General features: G+C 61.4%; 12 protein-coding genes, 1 pseudogene and 1 riboswitch. Of the genes and pseudogenes, 8 read left to right on the top strand and 5 right to left on the bottom strand.

Annotation, left to right across the window (positions count from 1 at the left end):
* Positions 1–28: 28 nt before the first annotated feature.
* Positions 29–1,267, bottom strand: a pseudogene (locus ACV8MC_RS11455) (methyl-accepting chemotaxis protein); the annotation flags it as partial.
* Between the two features lie 251 nt (positions 1,268–1,518).
* Between ACV8MC_RS11455 and ACV8MC_RS11460 the strand changes: the two are divergent.
* Positions 1,519–2,337 (top strand): M48 family metallopeptidase, encoded by an 819-nt coding sequence (locus ACV8MC_RS11460; RefSeq protein ID WP_016773242.1) that lies wholly within the window; start codon positions 1,519–1,521, stop codon positions 2,335–2,337.
* A 124-nt stretch (positions 2,338–2,461) separates the two neighbouring features.
* Here ACV8MC_RS11460 and ACV8MC_RS11465 read toward each other — a convergent pair whose 3' ends face one another.
* From ACV8MC_RS11465 to ACV8MC_RS11475, 3 genes are all read right to left on the bottom strand, one after another.
* Positions 2,462–3,046 (bottom strand): TMEM165/GDT1 family protein, encoded by a 585-nt coding sequence (locus ACV8MC_RS11465; RefSeq protein WP_016773243.1) that lies wholly within the window; start codon positions 3,044–3,046, stop codon positions 2,462–2,464.
* A gap of 88 nt (positions 3,047–3,134) precedes the next feature.
* A riboswitch (yybP-ykoY riboswitch) is annotated at positions 3,135–3,259 on the bottom strand.
* 39 nt (positions 3,260–3,298) lie between these two features.
* Positions 3,299–4,297, bottom strand: a complete 999-nt coding sequence (locus tag ACV8MC_RS11470) for a methyltransferase (RefSeq protein ID WP_457265311.1) — start codon at positions 4,295–4,297, stop codon at positions 3,299–3,301.
* A gap of 32 nt (positions 4,298–4,329) precedes the next feature.
* The gene (locus ACV8MC_RS11475) at positions 4,330–5,295 is read right to left on the bottom strand and encodes a 2-hydroxyacid dehydrogenase (RefSeq protein ID WP_457265313.1); all 966 of its coding nucleotides are present in this window, start codon (positions 5,293–5,295) and stop codon (positions 4,330–4,332) included.
* 240 nt (positions 5,296–5,535) lie between these two features.
* On the opposite strand from ACV8MC_RS11475, the gene ACV8MC_RS11480 reads away from it, so the two are divergent.
* The 7 genes from ACV8MC_RS11480 to ACV8MC_RS11510 all read left to right on the top strand — a co-directional run bounded on the left by ACV8MC_RS11480 (position 5,536) and on the right by ACV8MC_RS11510 (position 16,206).
* Positions 5,536–6,165, top strand: coding sequence for a LysE family translocator (locus ACV8MC_RS11480; protein WP_056790244.1), 630 nt, complete (start codon positions 5,536–5,538; stop codon positions 6,163–6,165).
* Between the two features lie 268 nt (positions 6,166–6,433).
* Positions 6,434–8,116 carry a fatty acid--CoA ligase gene (locus tag ACV8MC_RS11485; RefSeq protein WP_252876884.1) on the top strand — a complete coding sequence of 561 codons (1,683 nt, stop codon included), beginning with the start codon at positions 6,434–6,436 and terminating at the stop codon, positions 8,114–8,116.
* A 337-nt stretch (positions 8,117–8,453) separates the two neighbouring features.
* Positions 8,454–10,343, top strand: coding sequence for a DUF1302 domain-containing protein (locus tag ACV8MC_RS11490; RefSeq protein ID WP_056790239.1), 1,890 nt, complete (start codon positions 8,454–8,456; stop codon positions 10,341–10,343).
* A 27-nt stretch (positions 10,344–10,370) separates the two neighbouring features.
* Positions 10,371–11,735 (top strand): DUF1329 domain-containing protein, encoded by a 1,365-nt coding sequence (locus ACV8MC_RS11495; RefSeq protein WP_024014265.1) that lies wholly within the window; start codon positions 10,371–10,373, stop codon positions 11,733–11,735.
* 175 nt (positions 11,736–11,910) lie between these two features.
* Positions 11,911–14,646, top strand: a complete 2,736-nt coding sequence (locus ACV8MC_RS11500) for a LuxR C-terminal-related transcriptional regulator (RefSeq protein ID WP_457265316.1) — start codon at positions 11,911–11,913, stop codon at positions 14,644–14,646.
* Between the two features lie 60 nt (positions 14,647–14,706).
* On the top strand, positions 14,707–15,351 hold the full coding sequence (locus ACV8MC_RS11505; protein ID WP_041479973.1) for an MBL fold metallo-hydrolase: 645 nt from the start codon (positions 14,707–14,709) through the stop codon (positions 15,349–15,351).
* Positions 15,352–15,471: 120 nt separating this feature from the next.
* Positions 15,472–16,206 (top strand): OmpA family protein, encoded by a 735-nt coding sequence (locus tag ACV8MC_RS11510; protein WP_041479972.1) that lies wholly within the window; start codon positions 15,472–15,474, stop codon positions 16,204–16,206.
* A gap of 255 nt (positions 16,207–16,461) precedes the next feature.
* On the opposite strand, the gene ACV8MC_RS11515 is transcribed toward ACV8MC_RS11510, so the two are convergent.
* On the bottom strand, positions 16,462–16,896 hold the full coding sequence (locus tag ACV8MC_RS11515; RefSeq protein ID WP_042609742.1) for a YhcB family protein: 435 nt from the start codon (positions 16,894–16,896) through the stop codon (positions 16,462–16,464).
* Positions 16,897–16,933 lie beyond the last annotated feature (37 nt).

The following is a 16,933-nucleotide window of genomic DNA, read 5'->3' on the forward strand; positions in this document are numbered from 1 at the left end:
CTTTGGCAATCGAGCCCAATTCGTCGCTGCGGTCACTGCTCAAGCGACGGGTCAGATCGCCTTCGCCCTGAGCGATGTCATCAAGCATGGCGACCATTTGCTTGAGTGGCCGCGCGATGCCGTGACCCACCAGCCAGATCACCAGCAGGCCGATGCCGGCGATGATCAGGCCGACCATGGCCATGCCGAAGGTGTCGGACTTGCGCTGGGCATCAAGATCAGCCTGGAGGGTTTGCAGATCGGCCATGACGGCGTTGAGCGGCAATTGCAGCATCAGTGTCCAGCGTGCGTCGGTCTGGCCGATGCCGAACGGCAGGTACAATTCGATGCGGCCCTTGGCCTGATTCACCGAATAGGTGACCTCGTCGCGCTTGAGGTTGGCGAGATTGCTGGCCTGTTCGGCGTCGAGAATGTCGCTGACTTTTTCGCCGAATTTGCTCGAATCCTTGGTATAGGCAACGATCCGCCCATTGCCGCCGACCAGGGCCATTTCACCGGCGCCGCTGTAAAGCTTATGGTTGGCGGCGAGGAGCATGTCCTGAATGAAGTTCACCGAGAGGTCGGCGCCGACGATGCCCTGGAACGCGCCGTTGACCATGATCGGTTCAATGAACGAGGCGAGCATGACGATCTTGTCGCCGACCTTGTACGGTGCCGGGTCGATCACGCAGGCTTTCTTCGTCTCTTTCGAGCACAGGTAGTACTCGCTGGCGCGCACCCCGGTGGACAAGGTTTTCTGATCGTCGACATCGGCCAGTTTGTCCACGCCCAGACTGCCGTCGGTATTGCGGAACCACCACGGCAAAAAGCGCCCGGTGGCCGGATCGATACCGACCACGGCGCTGCCGATGTAGGCCGCGTCATTGTGGTCCAGTGCGTTTTTTTCCCAGCCGATGTAGGTGCCGAGAATCTTCGGGTTCTTTTCGACGTTTTCCTTGATCAGGCTGATCAGTTGCTCGCGGCTGACGCTCAGGCGCGGCTGACCGTCGGCGCCGGTTGTACCGAGCAGGGCGTTGACGCGCACCAGGCCGCCGGCAATCAGCAGCGGCGCTTCGAGTTCGCGCTGGATCTGGCTGACCTGGGTCTGCGCCAGCGAGGTCAGGCGCTGTTCGATGACTTGCTCGAACTGCGCCTGGGTGCGCTGTTGCACCATTTCTTGAGTGCGGGCGCCGGAAAACAGCGCGTACAGCACCAGCGCCGCGACCACGCTGAGAACGATGGCGCCGGCCAGAGCGGCGACGGAAAACTGGATCGACTTGAACTTCATGGGAGCTCCGCACGCAAGAGGACAATCTGCGAGGGATTTATCGGCGGGGTGTGCGGGGCCATGAGAGACGTTGGTCGGAATCGCCGCGCGATGTCGCTGATGGATCGGTGCACGGCGGATTCAATGCGCGTCGAGGAATTTCCAGCCAGTCTTGCGGCCTTAGGTGGATGTACGCGCAATGCGTCCGTTGTATCTGGCGCCAATACAATTAGCCGCCTAGGATACGCCTCAGGTTTTCAGGGAGCTTTTGAATGAACAAGACATTAGTGGTAAGTGCTTTGAGCGCAGCGCTGTTGCTGGCCGGTTGTCAGTCGGTCAACACCACCAGCGGCGGCGCCGTGGGCGTGGAGCGCAAGCAGTACATGTTCAGCATGCTGTCCTCGCAAGAGGTCGACCAGATGTACGCACAGTCGTATCAGAAGACTGTCGGCGAGGCGTCGAGCAAAGGTGTGCTGGACAAGACCAGCCCGGAAGCCAAACGCGTGCAGACCATCGCCAACCGCTTGATCGCCCAGGCGCCAACCTTCCGCCCGGACGCGGCGCAGTGGCAATGGGAAGTCAATCTGATCAAGAGCGATGAGCTCAACGCCAACTGCGGGCCCGGCGGCAAGATCATTTTCTACACCGGACTGATCGACAGCCTGAAACTCACCGACGATGAAATCGCTGCGGTCATGGGCCATGAAATCGCCCACGCCCTGCGCGAGCACGGCCGTGAGGCGATGTCCAAAGCCTATGGCATGGAAATGGCCAAGCAGGGCGCCGGCGCTTTGTTCGGTCTGGGCCAGGACAGCCTGGCGCTGGCCGACACTGTCGCCAACTACGGCATGACCTTGCCCAACAGCCGCGCCAACGAAAACGAAGCTGACCTGATAGGCCTGGAACTGGCCGCCCGCGCCGGCTACAACCCGAACGCGGCGATCACCCTGTGGGACAAGATGAGCAAGGCTTCCGAAGGCGCGCCACCGGAATTCATGAGCACTCACCCGGCATCCAGCAGCCGCATTGCTGCGTTGCAGGCAGCGATTCCGAAGGTGATGCCGTTGTACGAAAAAGCCCCGAAGTCCTGAGCCAATGATCGTTCCCACGCTCTGCGTGGGAACGCCGCAAGGGACGCTCCGCGTTCCAAGCGGGACGCAGAGCGTCCCCGGCTGCATTCCCACGCGGAGCGTGGGAACGATCCTTCTCTCAGGGTTAAACCCAGCCGCTGCTCTGCATCGCTTTATAAACCGCAACAATCGCCAGAATCATGAACGCCGAAGCCGCGAGGCGGCGGATCAGGGTCAGCGGCAGTTTCTCTGCGGCAAAGTTACCCGCCAGTACCACCGGCACGTTGGCAATCAGCATGCCCACTGTGGTGCCGATGATCACCAGCCAGAGTTCCGGATATTGCGCGGCGAGCATCACCGTGGCGATCTGGGTCTTGTCGCCGATTTCCGCCAGGAAGAATGCGATCAGTGTGGTCAGGAACGGCCCGAACTTGCGCGCCGTGCTGGCCTCGTCGTCATCCATCTTGTCCGGGACCAGTGTCCACAGTGCCGTGGCGGCGAAGCTGGCGGCGAGGATCCAGTGCAGAACGGCGTCGGAGAAGAAACTGCCGAACCAGGCGCCTACCGCACCGGCTGCTGCGTGGTTGGCCAAAGTCGCGGCGACAATCCCGGCAATGATCGGCCAGGGTTTGCGAAAGCGAGCGGCGAGAATCAGCGCGAGCAGTTGCGTCTTGTCGCCGATTTCGGCCAAGGCAACGATAGCGGTGGGAACGAGTAGCGAGTCCAGCATCAGGGATTTCCTAAGGGGCGGGTCGACACGGCTATGACACGTACAGCCTTCCCGCCCCGGGTAAGGTGTGCGTGTCATAGGTCTTGTCAAACCCTGCGATCCGTCTGGTGCGGACGCTTGGGTCGCATACGCCATGATCTGAGGATCAAGTATGTTGACGTATGCCGGACGAGCTTGGCGCTCGTGGGAGACTACTCCCCTAGGACGGAGCGGATTCTGCCTAGGCAAATCCGATTGGGCAAGAACAAATTTTCAACCGCGCTTGGCCCGGTAAATCCGGAAACCGTTGCCTTCAGCCTTGATCGCACACACGCCCAGGTGCTCCTCGATCAACGGCTGATACTTGAGAAAGCTGTTCGCCACAAGGCGCAGTTCGCCACCGTTTTTCAGATGTTTCGCCGCTTTTCGCAGCAGGTTCTCCGTAGCGAAATAATCGGTGTGCACGCCGACATGGAACGGCGGATTGCTCAGAATCGCGCTCAAACCCATCGGCGCCGCATCGATGCCGTCCCCGGTCAGCACTTCCGCCTCCAGGCCGTTGGCGGCCAGGGTCAGACGGCTGCTGGCGGCGGCGAACGCGTCGACATCCAGCAAGGTGACCTGATTGTGCGGATAGCGACGTTTCACCGCAGCCCCGAGCACGCCGGCGCCGCAACCGAAGTCGAGCAGATGGCCGCTCGGCAGTTTGTCCAGATGCTCCAGCAGCAGGGCGCTGCCGCGATCCAGTCGACCGTGGCTGAACACGCCCGGCAGGCTGATGACTTTCAACGGCCCTTCGGCCAGCGGCAGTTCGTAGGTCTGCGCCAGGCTTTCCAGCGGTTTCGCTTCAGGCGCATCGGCCACGGTGACTTGCCAGAGCTGGCAGTGACGGGCGCTGTCGAGTTTGCGCGGCTTGCCAAACGGATTGAGCTGCTTGGACGCTCCTTCGATGCCGCTGCGTTTTTCCCCGACCAGAAACACCTCACGCCCGGCCAGACGCGACGCCACGGCGTTGAGGATGTAATCGGTCAGGTCCTTGGATTTGGGCAGGAACACCACAGCGCTGTCGAACTCGCGCTCCGGGACATTCACGCCGAACTGGCTGCGGCCCTCGAAACGCGCGTCCAGTGCGGCTTGGTCGCCAGCGTGCCAGCACCAGCCGAACGCATTGGGCAGGCGTCCGAGCAGATCATCGGCGGGCAGGCCGGCCAACAGCAGCGAACCCTGGAATAACTCGGCCTGACGAAGCAGTACTTCACTGCGCGGATCCATAACTGCTCCTTGAAAAAAAGTGCCGCAGTTTATCAACTGACGACCCGCAGCGCCTCACCGCTGAAGAACGCCTGGGCGTTTTCGCTCAGTTGGCCGACGATACGCTGGCGTGCCTCGCGGCTGCCCCAGGCGTTGTGCGGGGTGACGATCAGGCGCGGGATATCGGCGGCGAGCAGCGGATTGCCCTGGGTCGGTGGCTCGACACTCAACACATCGGTCGCCGCACCGCCGAGGTGACCGCTGCGCAAAGCGTCGGCCAGCGCCTGCTCATCGATCAGGCCGCCCCGGGCGGTATTGACCACAAATGCGCCAGGCTTCATCGCGGCCAGTTGGCGGGCACCGATGAAATGCCGGGTGTGCTCGTTGAGCGGGCAGTGCAGGGTCAGGGCGTCGATCTGCGGCAGCAGTTCTTCCAGCGGCAAGCGATCCGGCCGAGCCGGGCGCCCGGGAATCTGCCCGAGCAACACACGCATGCCGAACGCTTCGGCCAACCGCGCCACGGCACCACCAAGTTCGCCATGGCCGAGCAGGCCGAGGGTTTTGCCTTGCAGTTCGATGATCGGGTAGTCGAGCAGGCAGAACTGTTTCGCCTGTTGCCAGCGGCCTTCGCCCACTGCTTGCTGATAGTCGGCCAGGCGCGTAGCGAGGTTGAGCAACAGCATGATCGTGTGTTGCGCCACCGACGGCGTGCCGTAAGCCTGGCAATTGCACACGGTGATGCCGTGAGCGCGGGCGGCAGCGAGGTCGACATTGTTGGTGCCGGTGGCGCTGATCAGGATCAGTTTCAGTTGCGGGTTGGCGGCTATGGCAGCAGCGTCGATCACGACTTTGTTGGTGATCGCCACACTGGCGCCGTGCAGGCGTTCGCTGACCTGTTCCGGCAGAGTCTGGGCGAACAGCTGCAAGTCGCTGAAGCATTCGCGCAACGGACCGAGGTCCAGATCGCCGAGATCCAGCGAAGGGTGATCAAGGAATACCGCGCGGCGCGTGTTCGTCATCAACTGTACCTTTTGTGCTGTGAGCGGAGGGCGTACTCTGCCGAGCCTACCAGATGAAACAATTGGTTACTCGACACCGAGATGCCTTGAACTCTTGTGGGAGCGAGCCTGCTCGCGAAAGCTCTGGCCCAGTCAACATCTCTGTTGGCTTACCCAGCGCTTTCGCGAGCAGGCTCGCTCCCACAGGGAAAGCATTCGGCAATGAGTCCAGTGTGAACATTCGAATCCTGAGGAGCCCCCATGTACTGGACCGAGTTCTTGACCGTTGCCCTGATCCATCTGCTCGCCGTTGCCAGCCCCGGCCCGGACTTTGCCGTGGTCGTGCGCGAGAGCGTGACCCACGGGCGTCGCGCCGGCACCTGGACCGCGCTGGGCGTGGGCTCGGCGATTTTCCTGCATGTCGGCTATTCGTTGCTCGGCATCGGTCTGATCGTGTCGCAATCGATCGTGCTGTTCAACGCGCTGAAGTGGGCCGCCGCCGCGTATCTGCTTTACATCGGCTTCAAGGCCTTGCGCGCGCAACCGGCGAAAACCGTCACCGATGATTTGCACCGGGAAACCGGCGTACGCACCGCGCGGGGCGCGTTTACCTCGGGCTTCGTCACCAACGGCCTGAACCCGAAAGCCACGCTGTTTTTTCTCTCGCTGTTCACCGTGGTGATCAATCCGCACACGCCGCTGGCCGTGCAGGCCGGTTACGGCGTTTACCTGGCGGTGGCGACGGCGATCTGGTTCTGTCTGGTGGCGATGCTGTTCAGCCAACACCGCGTGCGCGCCGGCTTCGCGCGCATGGGCCATTGGTTCGACCGCACCATGGGCGCGGTGCTGATCGCTCTCGGCGTGAAAATCGCGTTCACCGAGATGCACTGACCGGGCCGCATTGTTCTCTTGTAGGAGCTGACGAGTGCAACGAGGCTGCGATCTTTTGATCTTGTCTTTTCATAAGCAAATCAAAAGATCGCAGCCTTCGGCAGCTCCTACAGGGGCCATATCCAATTTCCCGATACCTGGGGTGCTGGCGCAAAGCTAGCATTTGTACGGCTCTGCAAATCATTCCTTTGGCTGATTTGACTGTCATGCAGGCGCACTAGAGTACGAATCTCTCCGCCAACACCGTGCAGTCAGAAAAGGGATTCTTATGTTGCAGACTCGGGTCATTCCGCCGGCCGATGGGGCCTACCAGTATCCATTGCTGATCAAACGGTTGCTGATGTCCGGCGCCCGTTACGAGAAAACCCGCGAAATCATCTACCGCGACCAGTTGCGCTATAGCTATCCGACCCTGATCGAGCGGGTTGCGCGGCTGGCCAACGTGCTCACGGCTGCCGGGGTCAAGGCCGGTGACACCGTGGCGGTGATGGACTGGGACAGCCACCGTTATCTGGAATGCATGTTCGCCATTCCGATGATCGGCGCGGTGATCCACACCATCAACGTGCGTCTGTCGCCCGAGCAGATCCTCTACACCATGAACCATGCCGAGGACCGCTTCGTGCTGGTCAACAGCGAGTTCGTCGGGCTGTATCAGGCGATTGCGCCGCAGCTGACCACGGTGGAGAAAACCCTGCTGCTGAGCGATCTGCCGGAGAAAACCGCAGAGCTGCCGAACCTCGTCGGCGAATATGAGCAACTGCTGGCCGCTGCGAGTGCGCAATACAATTTCCAGGACTTCGACGAAAACTCGGTCGCCACCACGTTCTACACCACCGGCACCACGGGCAATCCGAAAGGCGTGTATTTCACCCATCGGCAACTGGTGCTGCACACCATCGGCGTGGCGACGATCATGGGTTCGATCGACAGCGTACGGCTGCTCGGCACCAACGATGTGTACATGCCGATCACGCCGATGTTCCACGTTCACGCCTGGGGTTTGCCGTACGTGGCGACCATGCTCGGGCTCAAGCAGGTCTACCCGGGGCGTTACGATCCGGAGTATCTGGTGGAGTTGTGGCGCAAGGAGAAGGTCACTTTTTCCCATTGCGTGCCGACCATCCTGCAGATGCTGCTCAACGCCAAGGCCGCGCAGGGTGCCGACTTTGGCGGCTGGAAAATCGTCATCGGCGGCAGCGCGCTCAATCGCAGCCTCTATGAAAACGCCAAGGCCCGTGGCATTCAGCTGACAGCCGCATACGGCATGTCGGAAACCGGGCCGCTGGTGTCTTGCGCGCACCTCAACGACGAACTGATGGCCGGCAGCGAAGACGAGCGCACCACTTACCGGATCAAGGCTGGCGTGCCGGGGCCGTTGGTCGAAGCGGCGATTGTCGACGGCGACGGCAATTTCCTTCCCGCCGACGGTGAAACCCAGGGCGAACTGGTGCTGCGCGCGCCGTGGCTGACCGAAGGCTATTTCAATGAACCGCAGAAGGGCGCCGAGCTCTGGGCCGGTGGCTGGTTGCACACCGGCGACGTCGCCACGCTCGACAGCATGGGCGTGATTGATATTCGTGATCGCATCAAGGACGTGATCAAGACCGGCGGCGAGTGGATCTCCTCCCTTGACCTCGAAGACCTCATCAGCCGGCATGCGGCGGTACGCGAAGTAGCAGTGGTGGGCATCGCCGATCCGCAGTGGGGCGAGCGCCCGTTTGCCTTGCTGGTGGTCCGCGAAGGGCAGGTGATCGGTGCACGGGAACTGAAGGAACACCTCAAGCCGTTCGTCGAGCTGGGACACTTGAGCAAGTGGGCGATCCCCAGTCAGATCGCCCTTGTTACCGAAATTCCCAAGACCAGCGTCGGCAAGCTCGACAAGAAGCGCATTCGCCTCGACATCACCGAGTGGCAAGCCAACAACAGCACCTTCCTTTCCACACTTTGAGTGCCTGCTGGCGCGCCGAAACCGGCGCGCCAGACCCACCAAGCAAGCGCTTGGCTTGTGAAATAGAAAAAATCAGCCATCCTTGCCCTGCCGACGTGTGTCGGACTGGCGAAAGGACTGTTCCAGAGTGGTTGGCGGCTGCAAATCACACTTTAGAGGGATCAAGCACTACCACCCGCTGGATATAGTCCGCTCAAGGACTTTTTAGAAACGGAGCACACGCACTGATCGGGGCGAGCAACTCTGGAGCGATTTCGGGCAGCCTTGGCGCCCGGTCCTCCACAGCGTTTTTAAAAGTACTCACTGCCATAACAATAATGCACATGGAGTAGCGTCGATGACCTCAGTAAACCAGTTCTGGCGCCGGGCGAAACTGCCTCTGGCGGTCAGTCTTGCCTCCTCGCTCGCCGGGCCTGCATTCGGCGTCAGTTTCAACGTCGGTGAAATCGAAGGCCAGTTCGACTCGTCCCTGTCGATCGGTGCCAGTTGGTCTACTCAGAGCCCGAACAAGAACCTTATCGGCGTCAACAACGGCGGCCGTGGCCTGTCGCAGACTTCCGATGACGGGCACGCCAACTTCAAGAGCGGCGAAACCTTTTCGAAGATCTTCAAGGGCATCCATGACCTTGAATTGAAATACGGCGACACCGGCGTGTTCGTCCGTGGCAAATACTGGTACGACTTCGAACTGAAGGACGAGAGCCGCGAATTCAAGGACATCAGCGACAGCAACCGCAAAGAGGGCGCCAAGTCCTCCGGCGGGCAGATCCTCGACGCCTTCGTCTACCACAACTACGCGATTGCCGATCAGCCGGGCTCCGTGCGTCTGGGCAAGCAGGTAGTGAGCTGGGGTGAAAGTACCTTCATCGGCGGCGGCATCAACTCGATCAACCCGATCGACGTCTCCGCGTTCCGTCGTCCGGGCGCCGAGATCAAGGAAGGCCTGATTCCGGTCAACATGTTCTACGTGTCGCAGAGCCTCACCGATAACCTCTCGGCCGAAGCGTTCTACCAACTGGAATGGGACCAGACCGTCGTCGACAACTGCGGCACCTTCTTCTCCCAGCCGGACATCGTTGCTGACGGTTGCGACAGCAATCTGCGCGTACTGAACAAGCGTTCGCAGATTCCGGCGATCGCTTTGGGGCCGTTGGCCGCCAACGGTGTGAACGTCGACCAAGAAGGCGTGCTGGTGCGCCGTGGGCCGGACCGTGACGCGCGCGACAGCGGGCAGTGGGGCGCGTCCCTCAAATACATGTTCGAGCCACTCGACACCGAGTTCGGCGCCTACTTCATGAACTACCACAGCCGTGCGCCGATCTTCAGTGCAACCGGCGCACCGCAGTCGGTCTACAACACTGCCGCCGCGCTGCCGGGGCCGTTCGCCGCACTGGCACCGCTGCTGGTCGCGGGCAATTCGAATTACTTCATCGAATACCCGGAAGACATTCGTCTCTACGGCCTGAGTTTCTCCACCACCCTGCCTACCGGTACGGCGTGGAGCGGTGAGATCAGCTACCGTCCGAACGCGCCGGTACAACTGAACTCCACCGACATCCTGTTTGCCGGCGTGCGTCCACTGGGCGGCGCGCTGACCAACGCTTCGTTGCTCACTGGCGTGCCGGGTCAGGACCTGCACGGCTATGAGCGCAAGGAAATCACCCAGATCCAGACGACGTTCACGCACTTCTTCGATCAGGTCATGGGCGCCAGCCGTCTGACCCTCGTCGGTGAAGTCGGCGCCACCTACGTCGGTGGCCTGGAAAGCCGTTCCGACAAGCGCTATGGCCGTGATCCGGTCTACGGTCCGGGTGAGTTGCCGGCTACTGGCACAGTCGATACCTGCGCCAACATCCTCAACAACAGCACCATCAACGGCGCAGGTCCCGGTTCGCCGCAGAACAACCGCAGCCGCAATTGCGAAAACGACGGCTTCACCACGTCGATGTCGTGGGGCTACCGTGGTCGGGCGATCTGGGAATACAACGACGTGTTCGCTGGCGTGAACCTGAAGCCGAACGTGGCCTGGTCCCACGACGTCAGCGGTTACTCGCCAGGCCCTGGCGGCAACTTCGAGGAAGGTCGCAAAGCGGTCAGCCTGGGCGTCGACGCCGAATACCAGAACACCTACACCGCGAGCCTGGCTTACACCAATTTCTTCGACGGCAAGTACACCACCGTGGATGACCGCGACTTCGTGGCGCTCAGCTTCGGCGTGAACTTCTAAGCACTGCATTTCAGGACGAACGAATTTATGAAAATAACAAAGAGTCTGTTCCACGCCGGTGTTCTGGGCCTGTCGCTGCTGGCGACCAGCGTCATGGCGGCGGTGCCTGCTGCCGAAGCGGATAAACTGGGCAAGAGCCTGACGCCGATGGGCGCGGAAATGGCCGGTAATGCCGACGGTTCGATCCCGGCCTGGAAACCGCTGCCGAAAAATGCCGGCAGCGTCGACAGCAAGGGCTTCCTGTCCAACCCTTACGCCAGTGAGCAGCCGCTGTTCACCATCACCGCCAAGGATGTCGACAAGTACAAGGACAAGCTTGCGCCGGGCCAGTACGCGATGTTCAAGCGCTACCCGGAAACCTTCAAGATGCCGGTCTATCCGTCCCATCGCGGCGCCACCGTGCCGGATGACGTGTTCGCCGCGATCAAGAAGAACGCCACCAGCACCAACCTGGTGTCCGGCGGCAACGGTCTGGAAAACTTCGATACCGCCGTACCATTCCCGATCCCGAAAACCGGTGTGGAAGTGATCTGGAACCACATCACCCGCTATCGCGGCGGGAGCGTGACCCGTCTGGTGACCCAGGCCACGCCGCAACCGAACGGCTCGTACAGCCTGGTGTACTTCCAGGATCAGTTCGTGTTCCGCGACAAGATGAAGGACTACGATCCGGCGAACCCGGGCAACATCCTGTTCTACTTCAAGCAGAAAGTGACCGCGCCGGCGCGTCTGGCCGGTGGCGTACTGCTGGTGCACGAGACGCTCGATCAGGTCAAGGAGCCGCGTTCGGCGTGGGTCTACAACGCCGGGCAGCGTCGTGTGCGCCGTGCACCGCAAGTGTCGTATGACGGCCCGGGTACTGCCGCCGACGGCCTGCGTACCTCGGACAACCTCGACATGTACAACGGCGCGCCGGATCGTTACGACTGGAAGCTCGAAGGCAAGAAAGAGATGTACATCGCCTCCGACAGCTACAAGCTCGACGATCCGAAACTGAAGTACTCGGACATCATCAAGGCCGGTCACATCAACCAGGACCTGGCACGCTACGAGCTGCGCCGCGTCTGGCACGTGGTCGCGACCCTGAAGGAAGGCCAGCGCCACATCTACGCCAAGCGTGACTTCTACATCGACGAGGACACCTGGCAGGCAGCGGTCATCGACCACTATGACGGTCGCGGCCAACTGTGGCGTGTAGCCGAGGCGCATGCCGAGAACTACTACGACAAGCAAGTGCCGTGGTACGCCCTCGAAACCCTCTACGACCTGCAGTCCGGCCGCTATCTGGCACTGGGCATGAAGAACGAAGAGAAGCAGGCGTATGACTTCGGCTTCACCGCTACCACCAGCGACTTCACCCCGGCCGCTCTGCGTCAGGATGGTGTTCGCTAAACCTGCGTAAACCCGAGGCCGCATCCTCGTGAAAACGCCCCGACCGGTTCGGGGCGTTTTTGTGTCTGTAGCCTTTTTGTAGCCATTTGTAGCAGCGACCTTCATTACCTCTTCGTTTAAGGCTAGGCTGCGGACATCTGCAACGCCGCCAATCGCCTTCGAACAAGAGCCGGCCATGACTGATCTGTCCCCACTTCCGGGTCCCGCAAGCATCACCGTCGCAGCACTGGACGGGCGTTTTTTCCGCCCGCCGCTGCCTGATGGCTATGTCTTGCGGCCGCGCCTTTGCCAGCGTCTGCAGGCCGGGCTCGGAGGTCGGTTGCTGCTGGTCAGCGCCCCGGCCGGGTTCGGCAAAAGCTCGCTGGCGGTGGAGTTCTGTCAGAGCCTGCCGGCGCACTGGCAAAGTCTCTGGCTGGGCTTGAGTCCGCGTGACAATGATCCCGGACGTTTTCTCGAGCGCTTGCTCGAAGGTCTGCAGGACTACTTTCCGGCCTTGGGCGCTGGCGCTCTTGGTCTGCTGAAAATGCGTCAGCGTCATCAGCCATTCGCTTTTGAAGAATGGCTCGACGGTCTGCTCGATGAGCTGGCGCTGCATCTCGATCCTGCCGCGCCGTTGCTGCTGGTTCTCGACGACTACCACCTCGCCCAAGGGCCGGTGCTGGATCGTTGCCTGCAATTCTTCCTCAATCATCTGCCCGATGGCTTGCTGGTGATGGTCACCAGCCGTCAGCGCCCGGACTGGCATCTAGCGCGTCTGCGCCTGTCGCGGCAGTTGCTCGAGCTGCACGAACAGGACTTGCGCCTGACCCACGACGAAGCCCTGACCTTGCTCGACCGCCACAGCAGCTCACTGCGCGGCGAAGCACTGGAAAGCCTGATCCAGCGCAGCGAAGGCTGGGTCGCCGGCCTGCGCTTCTGGCTGCTGGCGGTGGCCGAGGCGGGCAACGATGCCGCGCTGCCGCAAGCATTGAACGGCGGGGAAGGGCTGATTCGCGACTATCTGCTCGAAGAAGTCATCGATTGCCTGCCCGCCGAAGTGCAATCCTTCCTCTACGAAACCGCTCCGCAGGAACGCTTTTGCAGCGAGCTGTGCGACGCCGTCCGCGAAGCCCACGACAGCGCCGAGATCCTGCGTTTTCTCCTCGCTCACCAAGTGTTTCTGGTGCCGCTGGACGAGCACGGTCACTGGTATCGCTATCACCATTTGTTTTCTGACTTGTTGCGCAGCCGGCCGATCGCCCAGGCGATGGTGCCCAACGCTACCCTGCATTTGCGCGCCTGCCGCTGGTTCAATGCGCAAGGCCTGCTCGACGAAGCGGTGGAGCAGGCGTTGCGTGCCGGGCATCTCGACGTCGCGGCGAATCTGGTACAGAACCTGTCCGAAGAACAGCTGCTCGCCGAGCAGAACGTCGGCATGCTGCTGCGCTGGAAAATGGACTTGCCCGACAGCCTGCTGATCAGCACGCCACGGCTGATCGTGCTCTACAGCTGGGCGCTGGGGCTGGCCTGTCAGCTCGACGCCGCTGAAGAGCTGGCCAGCCATTTGAGCCGTTTCCTGCCGGCGCCTTCGGCCACCGCGCAGAAGTCGATGCTGGCGCAGTGGCTGGCGCTGAGCGGGATCATCGCTCGCGGGCGCGGCCATCGCGATTTGACCCTGCGTTATTGCAGTGAAGCGCTGGAGAGCCTGCCGGCCAAGCGTTATGGCCAGCGGCTGATGTGCCTGTCGACCTTGTCCAATCTGGCGATCGCCGACGGCGATCTGTGGCGCGCCCGTGGGCTGAACCGTGAATCCCTCGAGCTGGCGCAACGGGTCGGCAATCCATTATTCGAAGCACTGGCGCATTACGACAGGGCGCGGGTTCTGCAATCGCGGGGCGAGATTCTGCGCGCGCTGGATGAAGTGCATCAGGGCCTGGAACGCTTGCGCGGTCTGTCGCCGCAACGCCTGTACGCCGTGCGCGCGCGGCTGACGTTGTACGAAGGTTTCCTGCTGGCGATGCGTTTGCAGCCGCAAGCCGCACGCGTGCGTCTGCTGGCCGGCATTGGCGAGGCGCGCGCCTGTCGCGACATCAGCGTGCTGATCGGCCACTGCGTGATCGCTCGGCTGGACGGCGCCAGTGGCGAATTCGCGAAGGCCTTCGCCGAACTCGCCGAAGCCGAACGCCTGATGCACATCTGGGACGTACCGCCGATCTACTATCTGGCGATGATCACCCTGGTCAAATGCGAACTGTGGCTGGCCCAGGGCCGGATTGATCTTGCCGAGGCGTGGCTTGCACGATTGGGCCAGACCTACACCGGCGAACACGCTGCGGCACCGCCAGAGTTTCATCCGCAGCTGCCGCTGCATGTGGAACTGCAACAGGCGCTGCTTGATGTGATTCAGGGGCAACCGATGCTCGCCGAAGGGCGGCTGAACGTGTTGCATGAAAACGGCCAGCGGACCGGCCGGCAGTTGCTGAGCGTGATGGCGTTGACGCAGAAGGTGGCGCTGTTGCTGTCCAGTGGACGCGAGCCCGATGCGCGCAAGGTGTTGAGTCAGGCGCTGGAAGCTGCGGCCGGCGGCGTCTTCCAGCCCTTCGATGCGCTGCTGAAAAGTCATGCCGACTGGATGCGCGGGCAATTGCAGGCGCTTTCCTGCCACGCCGTCAGCCAGCAATTGCTCACACAGTTCCCAACAGCCGCGCCGCGACCGAGCGTAGAAAGCTCAACTACCGAACAACTCAGCAGCCGGGAATTGGCCGTGCTGCGCCTGATCGCCCAAGGCTGTTCCAATCAGGAAATCAGCGAGCAGTTGTTCATTTCCCTGCACACCGTGAAAACCCATGCCAGCCATATCAACAGCAAGCTCGGGGTTGAGCGGCGTACGCAGGCGGTGGCGCGGGCGAAGGCGTTGGGGTTATTGCTCTAGCGACGGTAAAATTCGCCATCGGCCGTTGCCAACGGCGTTGACCCTGTCCAGGATTTTTCCATGACCACGCCCAGCCCTGCGCTTATCCGCGAAACCTTCCCCGTCGGCCCGCTCCAGTGCAACTGCACGATCATCGGCGACCCGCTCACAAAAAAAGCCATCGTCGTCGACCCGGGCGGCAACCCAGACTTGATCATGGCGCGCCTCGACGCCCATGGCCTGAAAGTCGTCAGCATCATCCACACCCACGCCCATCTCGATCACTTTCTCGCTTCCGGGCAGATGAAGGAGAAAACCGGCGCGACCCTGCATCTGCACAAGGAGGATCAATTCCTCTGGGACAACCTTGAAATGCAATGCCAGATGTTCGGCGTGCCTTACACCCCGGTGCCGTCGCCGGATCGCTGGTTGAGCGATGACGAAGAACTCGCCTGCGGTTGCGGTGTGGCACTGCACACGCCGGGACATACACCCGGGTCCATGAGCTTTTGGTTTTCCGAGGCTAAGCTGTTGATAGCCGGCGACACGCTGTTTCGTCGCGGGGTAGGGCGCACGGATTTGTGGGGTGGCGATCAGGCGACCATCGTGCGTTCGATCAAACAGCGGCTGTATACGCTGGACGAGGACGCAACGGTTGTCACCGGGCACGGTCCGGACACGCGTCTGGGTGATGAGATGCGTGAGAACCCGTTTGTGCGTGCCTGAATTTTTTGTCACGGGCAGCGGGCGGAATTTTTAGGCATTGTCATGATCCAACGCCCGCGCAGGTCCATTGATTGATCAGTGGCCGCTGCACCACAGAATGCAGAAAACCAGGAGCTCTCCATGTTCACCACGCGTCGTTTGATTATTGTCGCTACTGCCGTGGCCGTGCTGTCCGGCTGCGCCTCGCCTAATCCGTATGACAATCAGGGTCAGGCCGACGGTGGCTCGCAAGGCATGAGCAAAACCGCCAAATACGGTGGCCTTGGTGCACTGGCCGGCGCACTCGCCGGTGCCGCCATCGGTCACGACAACCGTGGCAAGGGCGCCTTGATCGGCGCTGCTGTCGTCGGTGCCTCCGCAGCAGGCTACGGCTACTACGCCGACCAGCAGGAAAAGAAACTGCGCGCGAGCATGGCCAACACTGGCGTTGAAGTGCAGCGGCAGGGCGATCAGATCAAGCTGATCATGCCGGGCAACATCACCTTCGCCACCGATTCGGCGAACATTGCCCCGAGTTTCTACCAGCCGTTGAACAACCTGGCCAACTCGCTGAAGGAGTTCAACCAGAACCAGATCGAAATCGTCGGTTACACCGACAGCACCGGCAGCCGCCAGCACAACATGGACCTGTCCCAGCGTCGTGCGCAGAGCGTGGCGACCTACCTGACCTCGCAAGGTGTCAGCGGTGCCAACCTGTCGGCCCGTGGCGCCGGCCCGGATAACCCGATTGCCAGCAACGGCGACGTGAATGGCCGCGCGCAGAACCGCCGGGTCGAAGTCAACCTGAAGGCGATTCCGGGCCAGCAGTATGGTGGTCAGCAGCAACAGCCGGGTACGGTGCAGCAGTATCCATAAGCGATTGCCTGAATGAAGAAATGCCCGATCCTGTGATCGGGCATTTTTTTGTCTGGGCAGTGCCGGCCTCTTCGCGGGCAAGCCCGCTCCCACAGGTATTGGCGGTGGCCACAAAATCTGTGTTCCACACCTGACCCCTGTGGGAGCGGGCTTGCCCGCGAAAAGGCCAGTGTTGTCACCGCAAAATCAGCCGATACAAAAAAGCCCCCGGACAACAGCATTGTCCGGAGGCTTTTTGTTGGGCGCGAAACCCGATTACTTCTTCAGACCATAATGCTCATCGAGCATGCCCGGCGAGTTTGGATTCTTCGGTGCATAGTCACGCGGTGGTTCCTGATCGCGCGGTGGCGTCAGGCGTTCACGTGGTGCCTGCGCTGCGTCGGCGTGCAGGGCGGCGATCAGGCGCTGGCGGGTCTGCTCGTCCAGGGCCAGACGATTGGCGCCCTCGGCGAGGTGGTCCTGCACTTCCTGATAGCTCTGGGTCAGTTTCTTGACCAGCATCGCTGTGCTGTTGAAGTGGGTGACCACTTCGTTCTGATAACTGTCGAAACGCTCCTGGATATCATCCAGTTGACGCTGCGTGCGGCTCGGTGCGGCGTTCGGCGCAACGCGCGCGATCAGGAATCCAATGGCGACACCCACAACCAGGGCAAGAGTCGGTAACAACCAAACTAAGAGCGAGTGTTCCACGAGTCCTTCCTCTATAAACGGCTTTGCTTTACGTTAA

The organism is Pseudomonas sp. PK-RTE-24, from assembly GCF_054052265.1.

Excerpts from the sequence above, each read along its gene's own strand:
- ACV8MC_RS11460 (WP_016773242.1), top strand. The coding sequence starts at position 1,519 with ATGAACAAGACATTAGTGGTAAGTGCTTTGAGCGCAGCGCTGTTGCTG.
- ACV8MC_RS11465 (WP_016773243.1), bottom strand. The coding sequence starts at position 3,046 with ATGCTGGACTCGCTACTCGTTCCCACCGCTATCGTTGCCTTGGCCGAA.
- ACV8MC_RS11470 (WP_457265311.1), bottom strand. The coding sequence starts at position 4,297 with ATGGATCCGCGCAGTGAAGTACTGCTTCGTCAGGCCGAGTTATTCCAG.
- ACV8MC_RS11475 (WP_457265313.1), bottom strand. The coding sequence starts at position 5,295 with ATGACGAACACGCGCCGCGCGGTATTCCTTGATCACCCTTCGCTGGAT.
- ACV8MC_RS11480 (WP_056790244.1), top strand. The coding sequence starts at position 5,536 with ATGTACTGGACCGAGTTCTTGACCGTTGCCCTGATCCATCTGCTCGCC.
- ACV8MC_RS11485 (WP_252876884.1), top strand. The coding sequence starts at position 6,434 with ATGTTGCAGACTCGGGTCATTCCGCCGGCCGATGGGGCCTACCAGTAT.
- ACV8MC_RS11490 (WP_056790239.1), top strand. The coding sequence starts at position 8,454 with ATGACCTCAGTAAACCAGTTCTGGCGCCGGGCGAAACTGCCTCTGGCG.
- ACV8MC_RS11495 (WP_024014265.1), top strand. The coding sequence starts at position 10,371 with ATGAAAATAACAAAGAGTCTGTTCCACGCCGGTGTTCTGGGCCTGTCG.
- ACV8MC_RS11500 (WP_457265316.1), top strand. The coding sequence starts at position 11,911 with ATGACTGATCTGTCCCCACTTCCGGGTCCCGCAAGCATCACCGTCGCA.
- ACV8MC_RS11505 (WP_041479973.1), top strand. The coding sequence starts at position 14,707 with ATGACCACGCCCAGCCCTGCGCTTATCCGCGAAACCTTCCCCGTCGGC.
- ACV8MC_RS11510 (WP_041479972.1), top strand. The coding sequence starts at position 15,472 with ATGTTCACCACGCGTCGTTTGATTATTGTCGCTACTGCCGTGGCCGTG.